Raw genomic sequence first — 19,225 nt, 5'->3', positions numbered from 1 at the left:
GGCACGATGATGACCTTGGAGGCGTAGCGCATCATCGCCGCCGCATCCATCGCGCCGACTTCCTTCTGCTCGCCCTCGACGGCCTCGCCGCCGGACGCCGCGCCGGAGATCGGCGTGAAGATCACGTTGGAGATCGGCCGGTTCATGGCCTTGGCCATCAGCTGGGTCAGCAGGGTGCCGGACGCGCCGACCACGATGCCGGCGACGATCAGCGCCGGGTTGCCGAGCACATAGCCTTCCATACCCACGGCCAGGCCGGTGAAGGCATTGAGCAGGGAAATAACCACCGGCATGTCGGCACCGCCGATCGGCACCGTCAGCACCACGCCGAGGGCCAGGGCCAACGCGAAGAAACCCAGCACATGCTCCGGCGCCGGGGTGTCGGCGGCGACGATCAGGTAGCCGAGGGCCACCGCGGCGAGCGCCAGCAGCACGTTGGCGGCGTTCTGGGCCGGCAGGCGCCAGGCCTTCTTCATGATGCCCTGCAGCTTGGCGAAAGCCACGCAGGAGCCGGAGAAGGCCACCGAGCCGATCAGCGCGCCGCACACCGCCAGCGTGGTCGCCACGCCGCCATGCACCTCGCCGCGGGCGAACTCCAGCGCCGCGATGGCCGCCGCCGCGCCGCCGCCCATGCCGTTGTAGATGGCCACCATCTGCGGCATGTCGGTCATCGCCACCTTCTTGCCGGAAACCCAGGCCACCACGGTGCCCAGCGCGATGGCCAGCCCCATCAGGCCGAAGTTCTGCATGCCCGGCCACGCGAAGGTGACCAGCGTGGCGGCGATCATCGCGTAGCCGGCCCACACCACGCCGCGGCGTGCGGTGACCGGCGAGCTCATCGCCTTCAGGCCGAGGATGAAGACCACCGCCACCGCGAAGTAGGCGGCCTGGATGAAACCGAGAACGGGGAACTGTGCGCTCATTGGGCGCCCTCCTTCTTGCCTTTGAACATGGCCAGCATGCGTTCGGTGACCACGTAGCCGCCGGCCGCGTTGGCGGCACCGAGCAGCACCGCGGCGAAGCCGATCGCCAGTTGCAGCGGCTCGGCCGGATCGGCGCTGCCGAGGGCCACCATGCCGCCCACCAGCACCACGCCGTGCACGAAGTTGGAACCGGACATCAGCGGCGTGTGCAGGATCACCGGCACGCGGGAAATCACTTCGTAGCCGGTGAAGCCGGCCAGCATGAAGATGTACAGATAGACCAGACCTTCCATTGCGTTCTCCTGGATCAAAGGCCGAGGGCCTGGCGGACACCGGCGTGGCGTACTTCGCCGGCATGGGTGAGGCAGGCCCCGGCGATCACTTCGTCGTCCCAGTCCAGCGCCACGGCGCCGTCCTTGACGAAGGGGCTGATGAAGTTGAAGTAGTTCTTGGCCAGCATTTCCGAGGCGTGGGCCGGCATGCGGCTGGCGATGTGGGTCGGGCCGACGATCAGCACGTCGCCGACCCAGGTCTTCTCACCGGCGACCGTGCCTTCCACGTTGCCGCCGGTCTCGGCGGCCATGTCGACCACCACCGCGCCGGGCTTCATGCGCGCCACCATGTCGGCGGTGACGATCACCGGCGCCTTCCTGCCGGGGATCGCCGCGGTGGTGATCAGCGCATCGCACTGGGCCACCGCCTTGGCCAGGCGCTCGGCCTGCTTCGCCTTTTCCTCCGCGGTCAGCTCGCGGGCGTAGCCGCCGCTGCCGGCCGCCGACACGCCGGTATCGACGAACTTGGCGCCGAGGGATTCGATCTGCTCGCGGGTTTCCGGGCGCACGTCGTAGGCCTCGACCATCGCGCCGATGCGGCGGGCGGTGGCGATGGCCTGCAGGCCGGCCACGCCGGCGCCGATCACCAGCACGCGGGCCGGGCGGATGGTGCCGGCGGCGTAGGTCAGCATCGGGAAGAAGCGCGGCGAATGGTCGGCGGCGATCAGCGCGCATTCGTAGCCGGTCACCGCGGCCTGGCTGGACAGCACGTCCATGCTCTGGGCGCGGCTGATGCGCGGCAGCAATTCCAGCGCGAAGGCGGTGATGTTGCGCTCGGCCAGCAGGCGGGCGCGGGCCGCATCGCCCCAGGGCTGCAGCAGGCCGACCAGCACGCTGCCCGGCTTGAGGGTGGAAATCAGTTCGGCGGACGGCGGCTGCACGCAGCACAGGATGTCAGCGCCGGCATACGTCTCGGCGGCGCTGTCGACGAAGGCCACGTCGGCGAAGCTGTCATCGCGGTAGTGGGCAAGCCGGCCGGCACCCTTCTGCATGAGGAGGCGGGCACCGAGGCCCTGGTATTTCTTGGCCACGTCCGGCACCACGGGCAAGCGCCGTTCGCCGGACAGGGTTTCTGCTGCAAATCCGATGGTCAGAGGCATCTGCCGGTTCTCTTGTGTGGACATGCTCCCGCGTGTTCCGGTCTGTCCCCTTTCTTCTGGAAGAAAGTCCAGGTTGCCCGCATTGCGCGGACAACCTGGTGAAAATGCCCATAAGCGCTAGGGAGAGGGTCACGCTTACCAGCAGGGAGACACACCTTCCGACACACAACAAAACAAACCGTCGTGTTCGTTTTTTTATATTACGAACAAAAAGGCTGGCTGCCAAGTCCCTCGATGAAATTTCTGCAGGTTGATGATGCAAGCGTGGGAATGCGTGAAGGGGAAGCACGAGGCTCATGAAGGGACGCCCAGACACCCAGACACCCAGCCAGGTCAGAACGCGATGCCACCACCCCACACAACAAACAAACCATCTAGATTGTTTGTTTGATAACATCGATCCACCCGCCGGCTTGCGCCGGCCAAGACCAACCCGCATACGGAAAAGCAGACCATGACCCAGCGTGAAATCCTCGTCGTCGGTGCCGCCCGCACCGCCATCGGCACCTACGGCGGCAGCCTCAAGGACATTCCCCTCTGCCAGCTCGGCACCACCGCGGTCAGCGCCGCGCTGGCCCGTTCCGGCGTCGATCCCCGCGAGGTCGGCCACGTGGTGATGGGCAACGTGATCCCCACCGAGCCCCGCGATGCCTACCTGAGCCGCGTCGCCGCGATCGACGCGGGCATCCCGCAGGAAACCCCGGCCTTCAACGTCAACCGCCTGTGCGGCTCCGGCCTGCAGGCCATCGTGTCGGCGGCCCAGGCCATCCTGCTCGGCGACACCGACATCGCGGTGGGCGGCGGCGCCGAATCCATGAGCCGCGGCCCCTACATCATCCCGACCCTGCGCTGGGGCGCCCGCATGGGCGACGCGCCGGTCCTCGACTACATGAACGGCATCCTCCACGACCCGTGGCAGAAGGTGCACATGGGCATCACCGCCGAGAACGTCGCCGCCCGCTACGGCATCAGCCGCGAGATGCAGGACGCGCTGGCGCTGGAAAGCCAGCAGCGTGCCGCCCGCGCCATCGCCGAGGGGCGCTTCCGCGAGCAGATCGCCGCGGTGGAGGTGAAGACCCGCAAGGGCACCGCACTTTTCGACACCGACGAGCACGTGCGCCCGGACGTCACGCTGGAAGCCCTGGCCAAGATGAAAGCCATTTTCCAGAAGGACGGCAGCGTCACCCCGGGCAATGCCTCTGGGCTCAACGACGGCGGCGCAGCGGTGGTGCTGGCCGAGGCGAAACGCGCGGCAGCGCTTGGTCTCAAGCCGCTGGCCCGACTTGTCGGGTATGCTCACGCTGGCGTCGAACCGCTGTACATGGGCATCGGCCCCGTTCCCGCCACCCGCCTGGTGCTGCAGCGCACCGGGCTGTCCGTCGCAGATCTGGACGTCATCGAGTCCAACGAGGCTTTTGCAGCCCAGGCCTGCGCCGTGACACGGGAACTGGACCTCGATCCGGCCCGCGTCAATCCCAACGGCTCGGGGATCTCCCTGGGGCATCCGGTGGGAGCGACCGGAGCCATCATCACCACCAAGGCCATCTACGAGCTCCACCGCACGGGGGGCCGTTATGCCCTGGTGACCATGTGCATCGGTGGCGGACAGGGCATCGCCGCCATCTTCGAACGCGTTTAAAAAAGTTCTTAAAAACTACGCAAACAGGAGCAACAGCATGGCAATTCAAAACATCGGCGTGATCGGCGCCGGCACCATGGGCAACGGCATCGCGCAGGTCTGTGCGCTGGCCGGCATCAACGTGGTGATGGTGGACATCTCCACCGAAGCCGTCGAACGCGGCGTCAAGACCGTCGCCGGCAGCCTCGACCGCATGGTCAAGAAGGAAAAGATCAGCGCCGCCGACAAGGACGCCGCGCTGGCCCGCATCCGCGGCACCACCGCCTACGCCGACCTGGCCGCCACCGAGCTGGTCATCGAGGCCGCCACCGAGAACGAGGGTCTCAAGCTGCGCATCCTCAAGGAAATCGACAGCATCGTGCCGGCCACCACGTTGATCGCCACCAACACCTCGTCGATCTCCATCACCAAGCTGGCCGCCACCGTGTCGTCGCCGGAGCGCTTCATCGGCATGCACTTCTTCAACCCGGTGCCGATGATGGCCCTGGTCGAGCTGATCCGCGGCCTGCAGACCTCCGACGCGACGCTGGCCGCCGCGCAGGCGTTCGCCACCGCCATCGGCAAGACCCCGATCACCGCCAAGAACAGCCCGGGCTTCGTGGTGAACCGCATCCTGTGCCCGATGATCAACGAAGCGATCTTCGCGCTGCAGGAAGGCCTCGCCACCGCCGAGGACATCGACGCCGGCATGAAGCTTGGCTGCAACCAACCGATCGGCCCGCTGGCCCTCGCCGACCTGATCGGCCTGGACACCATGCTGGCGGTGATGGAAGTCTTCTACGACGGCTTCAACGATCCCAAGTACCGCCCGGCCCCGCTGCTGAAGGAAATGGTGGATGCCGGCTACCTGGGCCGCAAGAGCGGCCAGGGCTTCTACAAGTACGACTGATCGTCATCGGGGGCACCTTTCGGGTGCCCTCACCCGCCGGAGCCGGTCAGCCGCACAGTCCGGCCCCGGTGGGCCGCTTGCCTGCCGGTGGGCCACCGCCCGCCGGCATACCGGAGCCTGCCCATGCCCGCCCTACCCGGCACCGCCTGCCGCCGCCGCATCTACCTGATGCGCCACGCGGAAGTCAGCTATTTCAGCGCCGACGGCACGCCCCTAGACCCGCGCACCGTCCCGCTCACCCCCCGCGGCCGCGAACAGGCCGCCGCCAGCGCCGCGCTGCTGGCCGACATCCCCTTCGACCTGGCCGTCTGCTCGGGCCTCACGCGCACCGTCGAGACCGCCCGCATCGTGCTCGGCGAACGCGCCCTGCCGCTGGCCGAGGAGCCACGCCTGAAGGAAGTGCGCGCCGGCCGCCTGCGCGAGATCCCGCCGGACGAGCAGGAACAGGAGATCGGCTACGCCTACGAGAGCGCTGGGGACCCCGACGGCGCCTTCATCCGCGGCGAACGCTGGCAGGACCTGGCGAACCGTGTACACGCCGCTTGGGACGCGCTGATCGCCCGCGACGACTGGCGCAACGCCCTCGTCGTCGCCCACGACGGCGTCAACCGCGTGCTGCTGACCCACGTCACCGGCGCCGGCCTCCCCGCCATCCGCGCCATCGAGCAGGACCCGGCGTGCATCAACATCATCGAACTCGACGTGGCCGACGGCCGCGTGCAGCGCGCCTGGCTGCGCGCGGTGAACATCGCCCCCTACGACCCGCTGCGCGCCGACGACCCGCTGATGGTGATGGAGAAGATCTACCGCCGCTTCCGCGCGCACTGACGGACGAGGCGAGCATCACGACGCACAGGTAAGATCACAGAAAAACAGCCCGACCTGTTTCGAGGCTGAGCCCATCCACAAAGGAGCGAGACAACAGCATGAACACATCCCAACGCCTGGCCGGCCGCGTAGCCATCATCACCGGCGGCGCCTCCGGCATCGGCCGCGCCACCGTCGAACTGTTCGCCGCCGAAGGCGCCGCGGTAGTGGCCGTGGACCGGCCCGAATCGGCCATCCTCAGCATCTACGCCGGCCAGCCGCGCATCGCCGCGCTGGCGGTGGACGTCACCGCCGCCGACGCACCGCAGCAGATGGTCGCACTGGCGCTGGAAAAATTCGGCGGCCTCGACATTCTCTTCAACAACGCCGGCGTCGTGCCGGTTTCGCCGGTGTCCGCAATGCCCGACGAAGACTGGGCGCGGGCCTTCGAGGTGAACGTCCACGCCGTGATGCGCACCTGCCGCCATGCCATCCCGGTGCTGATCGAACGCGCCAAGAGCACCGGCCGCGGACGCATCATCAACACCGGCTCCATCCTCGCCCACTTCACCGATCACAGCTGCGGCGCCTACGCGGCCTCCAAGCACGCCGTCGCCGGCCTGACCAAGACCATCGCCAAGGAAGTCGGCCGCTTCGGCATCACTGCCAACTACCTGCTGCCCGGCGCGATCGAGACCAACATGACGGCCGGCCTCTTCGCCGTGCCGGAAGTCCGCGCCCAGTGGGAGCAAGCCGCCGCCGTCAAGCGCCTCGGCCGCCCCGAGGACATCGCCCGCGCCGCGCTGCTGCTGGCCAGCGACGAAGCCGATTTCATCACCGGCCACGGCCTGGTGGTGGACGGCGGCGTCACCGTCACCGCCGGCCCGCAGCTGCCGATGTAAAAAGCCTTTCGACAACGACAACAGGAGACCCCAGCATGAGCGACAGCCCGATCATCGAAAGCCGCGACGGCGGCATCCACCGCCTGCACTTCAACCGCCCTAAGGTTCTCAACGCCATCGACACCGCCACCGCCCAGGCCCTGCTGGCCGCCCTGCGCCGCCTGCAGGACGATCCGGCGCTGCGCGTGCTGATCCTCAGCGGCGAAGGCCGCTCCTTCATGGCCGGCGGCGACATCGCCCAGTTCCGCGACGACCCGGCGGCGGTGCCGAACACGCTGATCGCGCCGCTCAACGAGAGCATGCAGATCATCGCCGGCCTGCGCGCGCCGGTGATAGCCAGCATCCAGGGCCCGGTGGCCGGTGCCGGCATGAGCATGGCGCTGGCCTGCGACCTGGTCGTCGCCGCCGACACCACCCGCTTCAACTTCGCCTACGTCAATCTGGGCACCTGCTGCGATCTCGGCGCCTCGTGGAGCCTGCCGCGCACCGTCGGCCTGCACAAGGCGCTGGAGATCGCGCTGCTGTCCGACCCCATCGACGCCGCCGAAGCCCAGCGCCTGGGCCTGGTGAGCCGCGTCGTGGCGGCCGACCAGCTGACCGCGGAAACCGACAGGCTGGCCCACCGTCTGGCCGCCGGCGCGCCGATCGCCCAGGGCACCCTCAAGCAGCTGATGCGCCGCTCCATCGAACGGGATTTCGCCGGCCAGCTGGACGCCGAGCGTCAGGGCTTCGCCACCTGCGCGGCCACGGAAGACTTCAAGGAGGCGGTTAACGCCTTCCTCGAAAAGCGCCCAGCCACCTACACCGGCCGCTGAACATCCCCCTGCCCGTACGCTAGCACGTCTGCTTAGTGGCGTACGGGCAGGCGGCTACGCTGGGAGTTGATGGAAGCGATCCGGCAAGGGGAAGGCCGGCAGAATCAGCGTGTGTTATCACATCCGAAAAACGACATAACGTATTTTTCTTTGACAATCAAAGAGCTGCTATCACATGGATAAACACTGGATCAAACAGGCCGTGGCGTATCTGCACGCCAGCCGCGAACCTGTGCCCCATGAAATCAACGAACTCGACTGGAAGGCCAGCCTTTCCGAAAACAAGGAGCGTCTGGCCGAGCACCTGATCGCGTTCGCGAACCACCCCAATGGCGGCTATCTTGTCTTCGGTGTCGAGGATACGGATGCCCGACTGATCGGCGTAGACCAGCAACAGGTCCAGGAAATCATCACCCGGCTGACCAATATCGGGCGGGATGCAGTTGAGCCACCCCTCGTACTGGATCACGCCATTGTGGACATAGACGGCGCAGCCCTGTTGTTCGTGCATATCCGGGAACAAACCAACAAACCGGCTCACCGCCGGGGCAAGAGCATCGAGGACGCATGGATACGTTCAGGCGGCAGTACGAGAAAAGCATCTCGCAACGAGATCGGATCACTCATGCTGCACAGTCAGGCCCCACGCTGGGAGGAATTACGGGCCTCGCCCCTGCTGCCGGCGGATGAAGTCATCGCCCGCCTTGATCTGACCACTATCGCCAAGCTGCTCCAACGCCCCTTGCCGGACGATACTACTGAGCTCATGCGCTGGCTGGTCGATGAAAGCCTGATCGAACCCGACGGCAACGGCTACTACATCACCAACTTCGGTGGTATTGCGGCAGCACGAGAACTGCAGAGCTTCGATTCGCTCAGCCGCAAGGGAATTCGCGTCATCCGCTACAAAGGCACAAACAAGGTCGACACCATCGATGAGCTACTTGGCCATAAAGGTTACGCGGTCGGCTTCGAAGGCTTGATTGGCTACCTGAAGCGTGTGCTGCCGCACTCCGAGGTCATTCAGCAATCGTTACGTGAGCAGGTCAGTGTCTATCCCGAAATTGCGCTCCGGGAGTTAATTGCCAATGCGCTCATTCACCAGGATTTCACGGTCACTGGCGCCGGGCCAACGATCGAAATTTACGAAGATAGAATCACCTTCACCAACCCTGGCAAGCTGCTGCCCGGCAAGCGTCCCGACCGTCTGATTGGCACCACGCCGGAATCCCGCAATGAACTGCTCGCCTCCAAGTTCCGGCTATGCAGAATCTGCGAGGAGCGAGGCACTGGCTTCCAGAAAATCGTTTCTGCAGTCGAGTTGTTCGGAATGCCGCCCGTTGTATTTACACCGCTGGAAAACGCTTTTCAGGTCACGCTTCATGCCCCTCGCAAGTTTGCGAACATGCCCCAGGCCGAACGCATCGAAGCCTGCTACCAGCACGCAGTCATCCAGTATTACTCCAGCCAGACCTTGACCAACACCACGCTGCGGGCCCGCTTCAAGGTCAGCGAGCGGCAGCGCAACCAGATCACCAATCTGATTTCCGATGCTGTCGACGCCGGGCGCATCAAGCGCAAAGACGACAGCGTGGGCAACAAATTCGCCGAATACCTTCCGTATTGGGCGTGAGGAACGCAAAGCCCGTCACTGCCGCGAAGATCGGATACTCAACCTCCCGCCCTTACTCCTCGGCCATCCGCACGATCTCCTCGGTGGCCTTGGATGTCTGCATCGCCAGCTTGCCGACCTCCTCCGCCACCACCGCGAAGCCCCGCCCAGCTTCGCCGGCGCGGGCCGCCTCGATGCTGGCGTTGAGGGCCAGCAGGTTGGTGCGCTTGGAGATGTCGGCGATCACCGCCGACACGTCGAGAATCTGCCGCATGCTGTGGGCCATGCGCTCACGCTGCTCCTTCTGCAGCGCTTCGGCGGCCTTCTCTGCGGAGATGTCGCGGAAAGAACCGACGCAGCGCACCGGCCGCCCCTGCGCGTCGCGCTCGGTGCACGCACGGCCGCGGAACCAGCCGTAGTCGCCGCCCTTCTTGCGGATGCGGTATTCGGCCACGAAAGATGTCTTGCCCGTGTGGTCGGACAAGTGGCGATGCAGTGCAGCACCAACCCAGGCCAGGTCTTCCGGATGGATCACCGCCGTCCACGCATCCATCTCGTCGGGAAAATCCGACGTCCCGGTGTAGTCCAGCAGGCGCCGCATCTGGTCCGAATAGCGCACCCGGTTGGCCGGATGGGCCGGATCGCCGTCCACGATGCGCACCGTCCACGTGCCCTCGGTCAGCGCAGTGCCGGCCAGGCGGGCATCGGCCAATTCATCCTCCAACGCTGCCAGGCGTTCTTCCAGTTCGACGCGGCTCGCGCCTTCGCCATCGGCGGCACGCCGGGTCACTTCCAGTTGCAGCGCCAACTCGTCGCGCTCCGCATCGAGCAGCGCCTCGCTGCGCTCCAGCTCGGTGACACGGGCGGTCAGCGCGGCGATCTGCACTTCCAGCGCCCGTTCGCCGGCGCGGATCTTTTCCGCCAGCGTCTGCAGCCGGCGCTGCGTGGCCTCCGGCAGCGCCGCGTCGGCACCATTCAGCCAGTGGCTCATGCCGTCCCGCTGCGCCGCCTCCAGCGCGTGGTCCAGCCTGTTCAAGGTCCTGCGTGCGGAAAGGAACATCTATCGCTTCTCCTCCGGGTGGAACGTGGCGTTCCTTGTTGGTATGGTTTTTTCGGGCCCGGGCTCACCAGGTCTCGCCGAAGGGCCGCAGCTCGTGCAGGAAGGTCCATGCGCTGCGCGCCTGGTGGGCCAGGTGCCAGATCTCGTCGGCGATGGCGGCTGGCTGCATGAAGAAGCTGTCGGGGCGGTCGCCGAAGGCGCGGCGGGTCCATGGCACGTCGATCACCGCGTCGATCACCACGTAGGCCACGTGCACGCCCTGCGGCCCCAGATCGCGGGCCATCGCCTCGCACAGCATGCGCTGGGCGGCCTTGGTCGGCGCCAGGCCGGCAAACAGCGCGCGGCCGCGCAGCGCGGCGGTGTTGCCGGTGACGACGATGGCGCCATGGCCGGCGGCGATCATCTCCGGCGCCAGCGCGCGGGCCAGGTGCAGCAAGGCCATCACATTCACCTGGAAACCCCGTTCCAGCACCGCCGGATCGATGTCCATGAAGTGTCCGCGGGCGCCGGACACGGCGTTGTGCACCAGCACCGACGGCGTGCCCAGCTCGGCGCGGATACGCGCCAGCACCGCGTCCACCGCCGCCGTGTCGGTCACATCGCAGGGGTAGGCCCGCGCTTCCGGCAGTTCCGCCGCCAGCTCGGCGAGGCGCCCGGCGTCGCGGGCCAGCATCGCCACCCGGTAGCCGCCAGCCACGAAACGCCGCACCGTGGCGGCCCCGGTTCCCGGCCCGACGCCGGTCACGACGGCCACCGGCCGCACCTCATTGGTCATGAGTCGCTCTCCCGAGCTAGGTTGCAGACGGCGCGCCGCCGCGTTGGTGCAGCAGCAAGCCCAGACTGATCGCCGCGGCGCCGGCCCAGGCCTGGGCCGGCAGCGCCTCGCCATTGAAAAGGCGCCCGAGGAACAGCGCGAACAGCGGCGTCACCACCAGGGTCAGCGCCAGCGCGGCGGCCTCCAGATGCTTCATCAGATAGTAGTAAAGGGCAAAACCCAGCACCGAGCCGAACACGCCCAGGTAGCCGATGGCCAGCACGCTGCGCAGCGGCAGCTCGGCCGGCCAGATGGCGCCGTCCGCCAGCCAGGCCAGACCGAACAGCGGCAGCGACACCAGCATCACGCCGGCGGTCAGCGCCATCGGCGGCGTCGCCGCGCCGAAGCGTTTGACGCCCACCAGGCCGGTGGCGTTGAGCAGCACTGCCAGCAGGATCGCCGCCAGCCCGGCCGGCGCATGGGCCCCGCCGAGGTCGGTACCATGACCGAAGACCACCGCCAGGCCGGCCGCGGCCAGCGCCATGCCGGCCACCCGGCGCGGCGTCAGTGCCCGCTCGCCGAGCCACAGGGCGGCCAGCACGCTGGTGACCAGCGGCGACAGGCCGAACAGCACCGAGATCAGCCCGGAATGGACGAACTGGGCGCCCCAATAGACGCACAGCATCGTGCCGAACAGGCTGGTGCCGCCGATCAGGTAGGCCGGCCACACGCCACGGCGCAGCGGAAAACCCGCGCCGGTGGCCGCCAGCACCCCCAGCGCACAGACCAGCCCCACCACCATGCGGGCGAACAGCGCGAACGCGAAACCGCCGCCGGGCAGACTCCAGTTGATCGCCAGCGGCGTGGTGGACCACAGGATGACGACCGAGATGTAGGCAAGGGGGACGGACATGGCATCGGGGCGAAAAGGCTCGCCGGCAGTCGGAGATTCAAACGCCGTGGGGCGAATTCACTCACCCGCAAGCGGTTTTCGGCGTCCTACAGGTCCAGCACCAGCTGCTTGCCCCGGGCCCGCGAGCAGCACGGCAGGAACTGGTCGTTGGCCGCCTTTTCCTCGTCGGTGAGGTAGTTGTCCCGGTGGTCCACCTCGCCTTCCAGCACGCGGGTCAGGCAGGTGCCGCAGACGCCCTGCTCGCAGGACACCTCGACATTCACGCCGGCCTCGCGCAGCGCCGTGACGACGGTCTTGGTGGGCGGCACGCTGACGCACTTGCCGCTGCTCGCCAGCTTGACCTCGAAGCAGCCGTCCGCCGAGGTATCCACCTTCTGGCCGGCGAAGTACTCGAAGTGCACTCGCTCGGCGCTCCACTGGCGGGCCGCGGCGCCCTTGGTGACGAAGTCGATGAAGCCCGACGGCCCGCACACGTACAGGTGGGCGTCCGCGCCGGCAGCCTCCAGCACCGCGCCGAGATCCAGCTTCTGCGCGGCGTCGCCGTCGTCGTAGTGGAAATGCACCTTGGCGGCGAAGGGCGAGCGGCGGATGCGCTCGACGAAGGCCGCCCGGTCGGCGGAGCGGGCGCAGTAGTGCATCTCGAAATCCGCCCCGCTCTGGGCCAGGCGCTCGGCCATGCACAGGATGGGCGTCACACCGATGCCACCGGCAAACAGGATCGAGCGCTTGGCCGGCACCAGCGCGAAGTGGTTGCGCGGCGCGCTGATGCGCAGCACCTGCCCTTCCTGCAGCAGCTCATGGACGGCCACCGAGCCGCCGCGGGAGACCGGATCGCGCAGCACGCCGATCAGGTAGCGGTGGGATTCGGTAGGGTCGTTGCACAGGGAATACTGGCGCACCAGGCCCGGTTTCACTTCCACGTCGATGTGCGAGCCGGCGCTGAAGGGCGGCAGCGCCGCCCCTTCGAGCGGGGCCAGTTCCAGCGATACGATGTCGGTGGCCTCGACGGCCTTGCGGGCGATGCGCACGGAAAGCTGGGTTGTCTCCATTTTCTTTTTCTCCTGTCTTCTGTCGTTCAGGCCTGGGCCTGCAGGCGCTCGCGGATGTCGGCGCGCAGGCGGTCCTTGCGTATCTTGCCCGAGGCGGTGCGCGGGAAGTCCTCCACCACCATCAGACACTCCGGGTATTTCTGCCGGGCCACGCCGCTGGCGGACACGAAGCCCAGCACCGCGTCGAGGTCCAGCTGCTCGCTGCCGGCCTGGGGAATCACATAGGCGCACAGGGTCTCGCCGAGCCGGGCATGGGGCATGGACACTACCGCCGCCTCCTTGATGCCGGGCATACGGTGCAGGATGTCCTCCACCTCCTTGGCGCTGACCTTCTCCCCGCCGCGGTTGATCAGGTCCTTCTTGCGGCCGGTGATGACGATCGCCCCTTCCGGCGTCAGGCGGCCCAGGTCGCCGGTGGTGAAGAAGCCGTCGGCGTCGAAGCTGGCCGCGGTGGCTTCCGGATCGCCGTAACCGAGGAACATCGCCGGGCCGCGCACGCAGATCTCGCCTTCCTGGCCGATGGACAGCGGATGCCCCTCGTCGTCCAGCACGCGCACCTCGTAGTCAGCGATCTGCCCGTCGGTGGTCGCCGCCATGTCCATCTCGCCGGCGCCGGCGAAGCCCAGCGTGGTCAGCGGCACCTCGCTGGAGCCATACACGCGGAACGCGCGGCACTGCGCGAGCACCTCGTAGGCCTTGCAGATCAGCGCTGGCGGCACTTCGGCACCGCCGCAAGCGAACACCTGCAGGCTGGGCAGGCGCCGTCCGGCCTGCTCGGCGGCGCTCAGCAGCTCGTGCAGGAAGGGCGTCGCGCCGACGCTGGCGGTGACTTTCTCGGCGTCGATCAGGTCGAGGGCCTCGGCGGCGCTCCAGCGCTCCATGAAGACCGTCCGGCTGTCGCTGCAGAAAGGCAGCTCCATGCCGCTCTGGCCGGTCACGTGGGTCACCGGCGAGGCCATCAGCAGCACGTTGGCGAGACCCGGAATCTCCGAGCCCCGCGACCAGTTCTCGAAGGCCCGCTTGAGGCGCAGCGGCCCGGTGTTGTGGGTGTGCAGCACGCCCTTCGGGCGGCCAGTGGTGCCGGAGGTATACAGGATCATCTTGACCGCGTTGGCATCCACCTGCGGCCGCTGCCCCAGCGGCAGGCCGGCGCTGACCAGCGCGTCGTAGCTGTCCGGGCCGTCGCCGCGCACCGCGAAGCGGTGCGTCAGGCCGGGCAGTTGGGGCGCCAGCCGCTCCATCATCGCCGCGTAGTCGAAGCCGCGGTACTCCACCGGGAAGAAGGCCGCCTTGACGCCCGCGTCGGCGAGCATGAAGGCCACCTCGGCATCCCGGTAGATCGGCACGATGGGCGCCACGACGAGGCCCAGCATCGTCGTCGCCAGGTCGATGACCACCGCCTCGCGCCAGTTGGGCAGCTGGAAGCTGACCACGTCGCCGGCCACCAGGCCGCGCGCCTGCAGCGCGGCGGCCAGGGCCTCGGCCTCGGCAAGCAGTTCGCTGACCGTGCAACGCTGCTCGCCGAACACGTGGGTGACCCGTTGCGGGTCGCGCTCGGCCAATTCGTAGGCGAAGTCGGCCAGGGTCTTGTTGGGCCAGTCGCCGCTGGCGCTGTAACGCTGGATCAGGGCCTCGTCGAGGCGGACCTGCCAGCCGCTCACGTCCTTGCGCATCGTCTGTCCTCCTCAGCGGGCCAGCGCGGCATCGGTGAAGCGCGTGAAATGCACATCCCGGTTACCGAACAGCGCCGCATTGACCATCAGGCGGCGGAAATAGTGGCTGACGTCCAGCTCGTCGGTGACGCCCAGGCCGCCGTGCATCTGCACCGCCTCGTTGCACACCTTGCGGGCGGCATGGACGACATAGGCGCGCGCGCCGCTGACGATGCGCGTGCGCTCCGCCGCCGGGCCGGCCAGCGCCTGCTGGGCGGCGGCGGTCAGCGCGCGGATCTCCTCCTGCAGCAGCAGGCAATCCACCATGCGGTGCTGCAGGGCCTGGTTGCTGCCGATGACGCGGCCAAACTGCTTGCGCACCTTCAGGTAGTCGGTGGTGATCTCCACCAGCTTGCGCACGATGCCGAGGCTCTCGGCACACAGGGCCACCGCCGCCTCGTCGCGGGTCTCGGCCAGCGCCGCCGCGGCGGAGAGGCCGGACTCCGGCTGCAACAGCTCGGCCGGCGCGCCGTCGAAGCTGAAGCGCGCCGCGCCGCGCCCGTCCACCAGCCGGTAGCCGCGTCGGCTCACGCCAGCCGCGTCGGCGCCGACGCGCAGTACCACCGGCGCGCCGGCGGTATCGCGGGCCGACACCAGCAGCTCGCCGGCCACGTCGCCATGCAGCACGCCGAGCTTGCCGCCGATGAGGCGGCTGCCGTCGAAGACGCAGGCGTTGCCGGCTTCGTCCTCATCGGCGAAGGCGAGGATCAGCGAACCGTCGGCCAGGCGCGGCAGCAGCGCCGCCTTCTGGCTGGCGGAACCGAGCTTGAGCAGCAGGCCGGTGGCGACCACCGCGCTGGCCAGCACCGGCTCCATCAGCAGGCGGGCGCCGACGATCTCCATTATCGCCCCCACCGCCACCGCATCGCCGTCCAGCCCGCCGTCGTCTTCGGGCAGGCGCAGGGCCAGGAAGCCGAACTCGGCCAAGTCGCTCCACGCCTGCGGGCTGTAGCCCTCGGGGCGCGCCAGCACGCTCCAGCGCTGGTGGAAGCTGTAGTTGTCGTCGGCGTAACGGGCGGCGCTGTCGCGCAACATCCCAATGGTTTCGAGATCGGTACTCATAGCCCCAGCACCACCTTGGCAACGATATTGCGCTGGATCTCCGACGAACCGCCGAAGATGGTCGCAGCGCGGTTATAGAAATGGTCCTTGAGGATGCCGCCGGCGTCGTCCGGCCCCAGCGGCGGCAGGCCGGCGCTGTGCAGGGCCTCCACGTCGCAGGCCACGCCGGCGGCGCCGAGGGCTTCCACCAGGGTTTCCATGACCTCCTGGTACAGCTCGGTGCCGCGGATCTTGATCAGCGAGGCCTCGCTGCCGCTCTCGCTGCCGTCGCACATGGCCTCGACGGCCTGGTAGGCAGCCAGCTCGAGAGCCAGGAAGCGCAGCTCGAACTCGCCGAGGCGGTGGCGCAGCAGCGGCTGCTCGATCAGCGGCAGGCCATTCACGACGCTCTCGCGGGCGTGGCGCTTGAGGCGGTCCAGCACATGCCAGGCCCAGCCGACGATGGCGCCGGCGGTGCGCTCGTTCTTGAGCAGGAACTTGGCGTAGGTCCAGCCCTTGCCCTCCTCACCGATCAGGTTTTCAGCCGGCACCTTGACGTCTTCCAGCCATACCTCATTGACGTGGGCGTAGCCGTCCATGGTGCGGATCGGCACGACCTTCACGCCGGGGCTCTTCATGTCGATGAGCAGGAAGGAGATGCCGCTCTGCGGCTTGTCGTCCTTGTCGGTGCGGACCAGGCAGAACAGCCAGTCGGCCCACTGGGCGTAGGTGGTCCATACCTTCTGGCCGTTCACCACGTAGTGATCGCCGTCGCGAATGGCGGTGGTGCGCAGGCCGGCCAAGTCGGAACCGGCGCCCGGCTCAGAATAGCCCTGGGCCCAGAACTCCTCGGTGGTCTTGATGCCGGGCAGGAAACGCTGCTTCTGGGCGTCGCTGCCGAAGGCGTAGATCACCGGGCCGACGTACTTCACGCCGAAGGGGATCACCCACGGGCAGCCGAGGCGCGCCAGCTCGTCCTCGAAGGCGAAGCGCTCGAGGGGCGACCAGCCCTTGCCGCCATATTCCTCCGGCCAGTGGGCCACCGACCAGCCCTGCTGGTCGAGCAGGCGCATCCAGCGCACGTAGTCGTCCTTGGACAGCACCTGGTGGCGGTGCGACTTGTCGCGCAGGTCGACAGGCATCACGGTGGCGTGGAAATCGCGCACCGCCTGGCGCAGGCTGTCGGCCCGCGCCCTCAGTTCGGAAAGCGGAGCCGGGCTCATCGTGCCTCCTCGTCGGAAATCCTGACCAGCTGGACGCCCCGGTTCTTGCCGTGGAACACCCGGCCGATGGCCTCGACCATCGAGTCCAGGCCATCCAGCACCTCGATCTGGTACTTCAGCGCACCGGTGGCGACCCATTCCTGCAGGATGCCGACCACCTCCTCGTGGCGGTGCAGGTACTCGCTGACCAGAAAGCCCTCCATGCGCGCCGCCTTGTTCACCAGCGTCATCAACGACGCGGTGTTCTGGGTGACGCCGCCGTTGTAGCTGGACACCAGCCCGCACAGCACGACGCGGCCCTTGAAGCGCAGGCGCTCGATGAGCATGTCCATCACCGGGCCGCCGACGTTCTCATAGACGATGTCGATGCCCTCCGGGCACAGCGCGTCGAGGCGCGCGGCGACGTCCTCGGACTTGTAATCGATGACGTGCTCGATGCCACACTCGTCGCGCAGCCAGCCGCACTTCTCGCCACCGCCGGCGATACCGATCACCTTCAGGCCGAGCTTCCGGCCGATCTGGCACACCAGGGAGCCGACGCTGCCGGCGGCGGCGGTCACCACCAGGGTTTCGCCGGCCTGGGGCTGGCCGATCTCGGTGAGGCCGCAGTAGGCGGTGAGGCCCTGCACGTCGAGCACCGAGCGGTAGGCGGCCAGCGGCACACCCGGCCGCGGGCGGACCTTCTGCAGCTGGCCGGCCGGCGCCACCGACCACACCTGGCAACCACCGAGGCCATTCACGTAGTCGCCGGGGGCCAGCGACGGATCGCGGGACGACTCGACGATGCCGAGGGTGATGCCGGTCATCACCTCGCCCAGCGGCTGCGGCGGAAAGTAGGTTTCCTTCGCGTTCATCCACAGGCGCATGGACGGCGGGATCAGCAGGTACAGGTTGCGCACTCGCACCTCGCCGGGGCCGGGCTCGGGGATCGGCGCGCGGGTCACCTCGAAGTGCTCGCGGCCGACCTCGCCAGTCGGGCGGCTGACGAGCCGCCACTGGACATTGAGGGTGTCGAGGGGCGCGTTCACTTGCCCGCTCCCAACCCGAGGTACTTGTCGAGGGTCTCGTGGTGGTGGCGGATACGGCTTTCCTGGTAGCTGGCCAGGCTCACGGTGCCCTTCTTGGAGGCGCGCAGGCCCTTGGTCATCGCGCCGAGGTTGCGCATGTCCTGGTCGAACACCGGGCCGAGGGCGCCCAGCTCCGGCGCCGCCGAGAAGGGCTGGTCGTCCGGCAAGCGGTTGAGCTTGGCCGGCGGCGGCGGCACTTCGCCTTCCTTGTGGCGCCACAGCAGCATCACGTCGAAGATGCAGCTCTCGTGGTTGTTGCCGTCGGGAATCACGCGATACACGATGTTGCCGCAGTAGCCGGACCAGATCTGGGTGTTGGGGAAGATCGAGTACAGGATGGCGTCCTGCAGCTCGGCCAGCGTGGCGTGGGCGAGGTCGCGCCCGGAGGCTTCGCCGAAGATGCGCCGGTTCAGTTCGCCGATGTACTGGCGGGCGGTCTGGCCTTCGGGCAGGGTGTGGGCGCTGCCGTCGGAGTCGGCCATGCGGCCGGATTCCTCGAGGATGTCGTGCAGCACCAGCGGCTCGACGACGCCGCGGGTGTGGGTGCTGGGCACCGCCATCGGCGTGACGCTGCGGCTGATGTTGTCGCCGTACATGTCGTACTGGCTGTCGCAGTCGGCGGTGAAGGTGAGCAGCTGCGGGTGGGTCACGCGGGCGTGCATGGACTCCATGAAGGCTTCCTGGGCCACCTTCCAGTTGGCTTCGACGCGACGCTGCACATGGGCGACGATCACCGAGCGCTCGAAGGCGTAGTCGCGGAAGTGCTCAGGCAGCGCGTCCAGGTAGTCGTTCAGCGGCTGGGCATGCTCGTCCAGGTTGATGAAGACGAAGCCGAGCCAGCTGTCCACGCGCACCGGCGGCAAGTCGTTGTTCTGCCCTTCCAGATGCTTGAAGTCCCACGCGCATGGGATGCTGGCCAATTTGCCCCGCAGATCCCAGGTGAAGCCGTGGTAGGGGCACTTGAGCTGGCCGACGGTGCCGCCGTTCATGCGCAGCGCGCGGCCGCGGTGCAGGCAGGAATTGTGGAAGGCGCGGATCACGCCATCGTCGCCACGCATCACGATGATGGAGCTGTCGACGATGTCGTACACCAGGTGGTCACCGGCCTTCGGGATCTGCTCCTCGCGGCCGACGAACTGCCAGGTCTTCGGCCACATCTTTTCCGCTTCAAGACGGTGGAAGGCCGCCGAGGCGTAGCGATCGACGGACAGGTCGGCGTCGCCGAAGCCCGGGTTGTGGGGGGCCAGGTAGTCGGGCACCGGCACCGTCTCCTGCTTGAGGAGCTGCTGGAAGACACCCGGGTCGCCGCCCTGTTCCTGCGGCAGGATCTCGAATTTTTCGCTGGGCTTGTTCATGTCTTTGTCTCCGTCCGTTTCTCTTTTGTGTG

At 67.8% G+C, this 19,225-nt stretch carries 17 protein-coding genes and 2 pseudogenes; 6 read left to right on the top strand and 13 right to left on the bottom strand.

All coding sequences use genetic code 11. From position 1 onward, the window contains the following. The 3 genes from B4920_RS13635 to B4920_RS13625 form a co-directional block, all read right to left on the bottom strand. The coding region (locus tag B4920_RS13635) for an NAD(P)(+) transhydrogenase (Re/Si-specific) subunit beta (RefSeq protein ID WP_079435239.1) at positions 1-923 on the bottom strand (923 nt) is incomplete at its 3' end. Further along, on the bottom strand, positions 920-1,216 hold the full coding sequence (locus tag B4920_RS13630) for an NAD(P) transhydrogenase subunit alpha (RefSeq protein ID WP_079435238.1): 297 nt from the start codon (positions 1,214-1,216) through the stop codon (positions 920-922). The genes B4920_RS13635 and B4920_RS13630, both read right to left, overlap by 4 nt. A 14-nt stretch (positions 1,217-1,230) precedes the next feature. Next, positions 1,231-2,355, bottom strand: a complete 1,125-nt coding sequence (locus B4920_RS13625; protein ID WP_079435237.1) for an NAD(P) transhydrogenase subunit alpha — start codon at positions 2,353-2,355, stop codon at positions 1,231-1,233. Between the two features lie 454 nt (positions 2,356-2,809). Between B4920_RS13625 and B4920_RS13620 the strand changes: the two genes are divergently transcribed. The 6 genes from B4920_RS13620 to B4920_RS13595 all read left to right on the top strand — a co-directional run bounded on the left by B4920_RS13620 (position 2,810) and on the right by B4920_RS13595 (position 9,040). Then, a complete protein-coding gene (locus B4920_RS13620) occupies positions 2,810-3,994 on the top strand; it encodes an acetyl-CoA C-acyltransferase family protein (protein WP_079435236.1) in 1,185 nt (394 codons plus the stop codon). Positions 3,995-4,031: 37 nt separating this feature from the next. Beyond that, a complete protein-coding gene (locus tag B4920_RS13615; protein ID WP_079435235.1) occupies positions 4,032-4,883 on the top strand; it encodes a 3-hydroxybutyryl-CoA dehydrogenase in 852 nt (283 codons plus the stop codon). Positions 4,884-5,006: 123 nt separating this feature from the next. Next, the gene (locus B4920_RS13610) at positions 5,007-5,711 is read left to right on the top strand and encodes a histidine phosphatase family protein (protein ID WP_079435234.1); all 705 of its coding nucleotides are present in this window, start codon (positions 5,007-5,009) and stop codon (positions 5,709-5,711) included. 98 nt (positions 5,712-5,809) lie between these two features. After that, positions 5,810-6,592, top strand: coding sequence for an SDR family NAD(P)-dependent oxidoreductase (locus B4920_RS13605; RefSeq protein WP_079435233.1), 783 nt, complete (start codon positions 5,810-5,812; stop codon positions 6,590-6,592). Positions 6,593-6,627: 35 nt separating this feature from the next. Beyond that, positions 6,628-7,407, top strand: a complete 780-nt coding sequence (locus B4920_RS13600) for an enoyl-CoA hydratase/isomerase family protein (RefSeq protein ID WP_079435232.1) — start codon at positions 6,628-6,630, stop codon at positions 7,405-7,407. A 175-nt stretch (positions 7,408-7,582) separates the two neighbouring features. Next, entirely contained in the window at positions 7,583-9,040 is a 1,458-nt protein-coding gene (locus B4920_RS13595) for an ATP-binding protein (RefSeq protein WP_079435231.1), read from the top strand. Between the two features lie 73 nt (positions 9,041-9,113). Here B4920_RS13595 and B4920_RS30445 read toward each other — a convergent pair. The 10 genes and pseudogenes from B4920_RS30445 to B4920_RS13550 form a co-directional block, all read right to left on the bottom strand. Next, positions 9,114-9,383: pseudogene (locus B4920_RS30445) on the bottom strand (methyl-accepting chemotaxis protein); the annotation flags it as partial. Beyond that, a pseudogene (locus tag B4920_RS30750) lies at positions 9,381-10,010 on the bottom strand (PAS domain-containing protein); the annotation flags it as partial. The pseudogenes B4920_RS30445 and B4920_RS30750, both read right to left, overlap by 3 nt. A 133-nt stretch (positions 10,011-10,143) precedes the next feature. Further along, complete coding sequence (locus tag B4920_RS13585; protein ID WP_079435229.1) at positions 10,144-10,854, bottom strand: SDR family NAD(P)-dependent oxidoreductase; 711 nt, start codon at positions 10,852-10,854, stop codon at positions 10,144-10,146. Positions 10,855-10,870: 16 nt separating this feature from the next. Continuing rightward, entirely contained in the window at positions 10,871-11,746 is an 876-nt protein-coding gene (locus B4920_RS13580) for a DMT family transporter (protein WP_079435228.1), read from the bottom strand. 86 nt (positions 11,747-11,832) lie between these two features. Then, a complete protein-coding gene (locus tag B4920_RS13575; RefSeq protein ID WP_079435227.1) occupies positions 11,833-12,795 on the bottom strand; it encodes a PDR/VanB family oxidoreductase in 963 nt (320 codons plus the stop codon). Between the two features lie 26 nt (positions 12,796-12,821). After that, the gene (locus tag B4920_RS13570) at positions 12,822-14,468 is read right to left on the bottom strand and encodes an AMP-binding protein (RefSeq protein ID WP_079435226.1); all 1,647 of its coding nucleotides are present in this window, start codon (positions 14,466-14,468) and stop codon (positions 12,822-12,824) included. Positions 14,469-14,480: 12 nt separating this feature from the next. Then, positions 14,481-15,569, bottom strand: coding sequence for an acyl-CoA dehydrogenase family protein (locus B4920_RS13565; RefSeq protein WP_079435225.1), 1,089 nt, complete (start codon positions 15,567-15,569; stop codon positions 14,481-14,483). Then, positions 15,566-16,771, bottom strand: coding sequence for an acyl-CoA dehydrogenase family protein (locus tag B4920_RS13560; RefSeq protein WP_079435224.1), 1,206 nt, complete (start codon positions 16,769-16,771; stop codon positions 15,566-15,568). The genes B4920_RS13565 and B4920_RS13560 overlap by 4 nt, the downstream gene beginning before the upstream one ends. Next, entirely contained in the window at positions 16,768-17,799 is a 1,032-nt protein-coding gene (locus B4920_RS13555) for an NADP-dependent oxidoreductase (protein WP_079435223.1), read from the bottom strand. The genes B4920_RS13560 and B4920_RS13555 overlap by 4 nt, the downstream gene beginning before the upstream one ends. Next, complete coding sequence (locus B4920_RS13550; protein WP_079435222.1) at positions 17,796-19,193, bottom strand: SRPBCC family protein; 1,398 nt, start codon at positions 19,191-19,193, stop codon at positions 17,796-17,798. The genes B4920_RS13555 and B4920_RS13550 overlap by 4 nt, the downstream gene beginning before the upstream one ends. Positions 19,194-19,225 lie beyond the last annotated feature (32 nt).

Source organism: Zoogloea sp. LCSB751 (genome assembly GCF_002028455.1).
Lineage (GTDB): Bacteria > Pseudomonadota > Gammaproteobacteria > Burkholderiales > Rhodocyclaceae > Zoogloea.
This window is presented reverse-complemented; position numbering and strand designations above follow the sequence as displayed.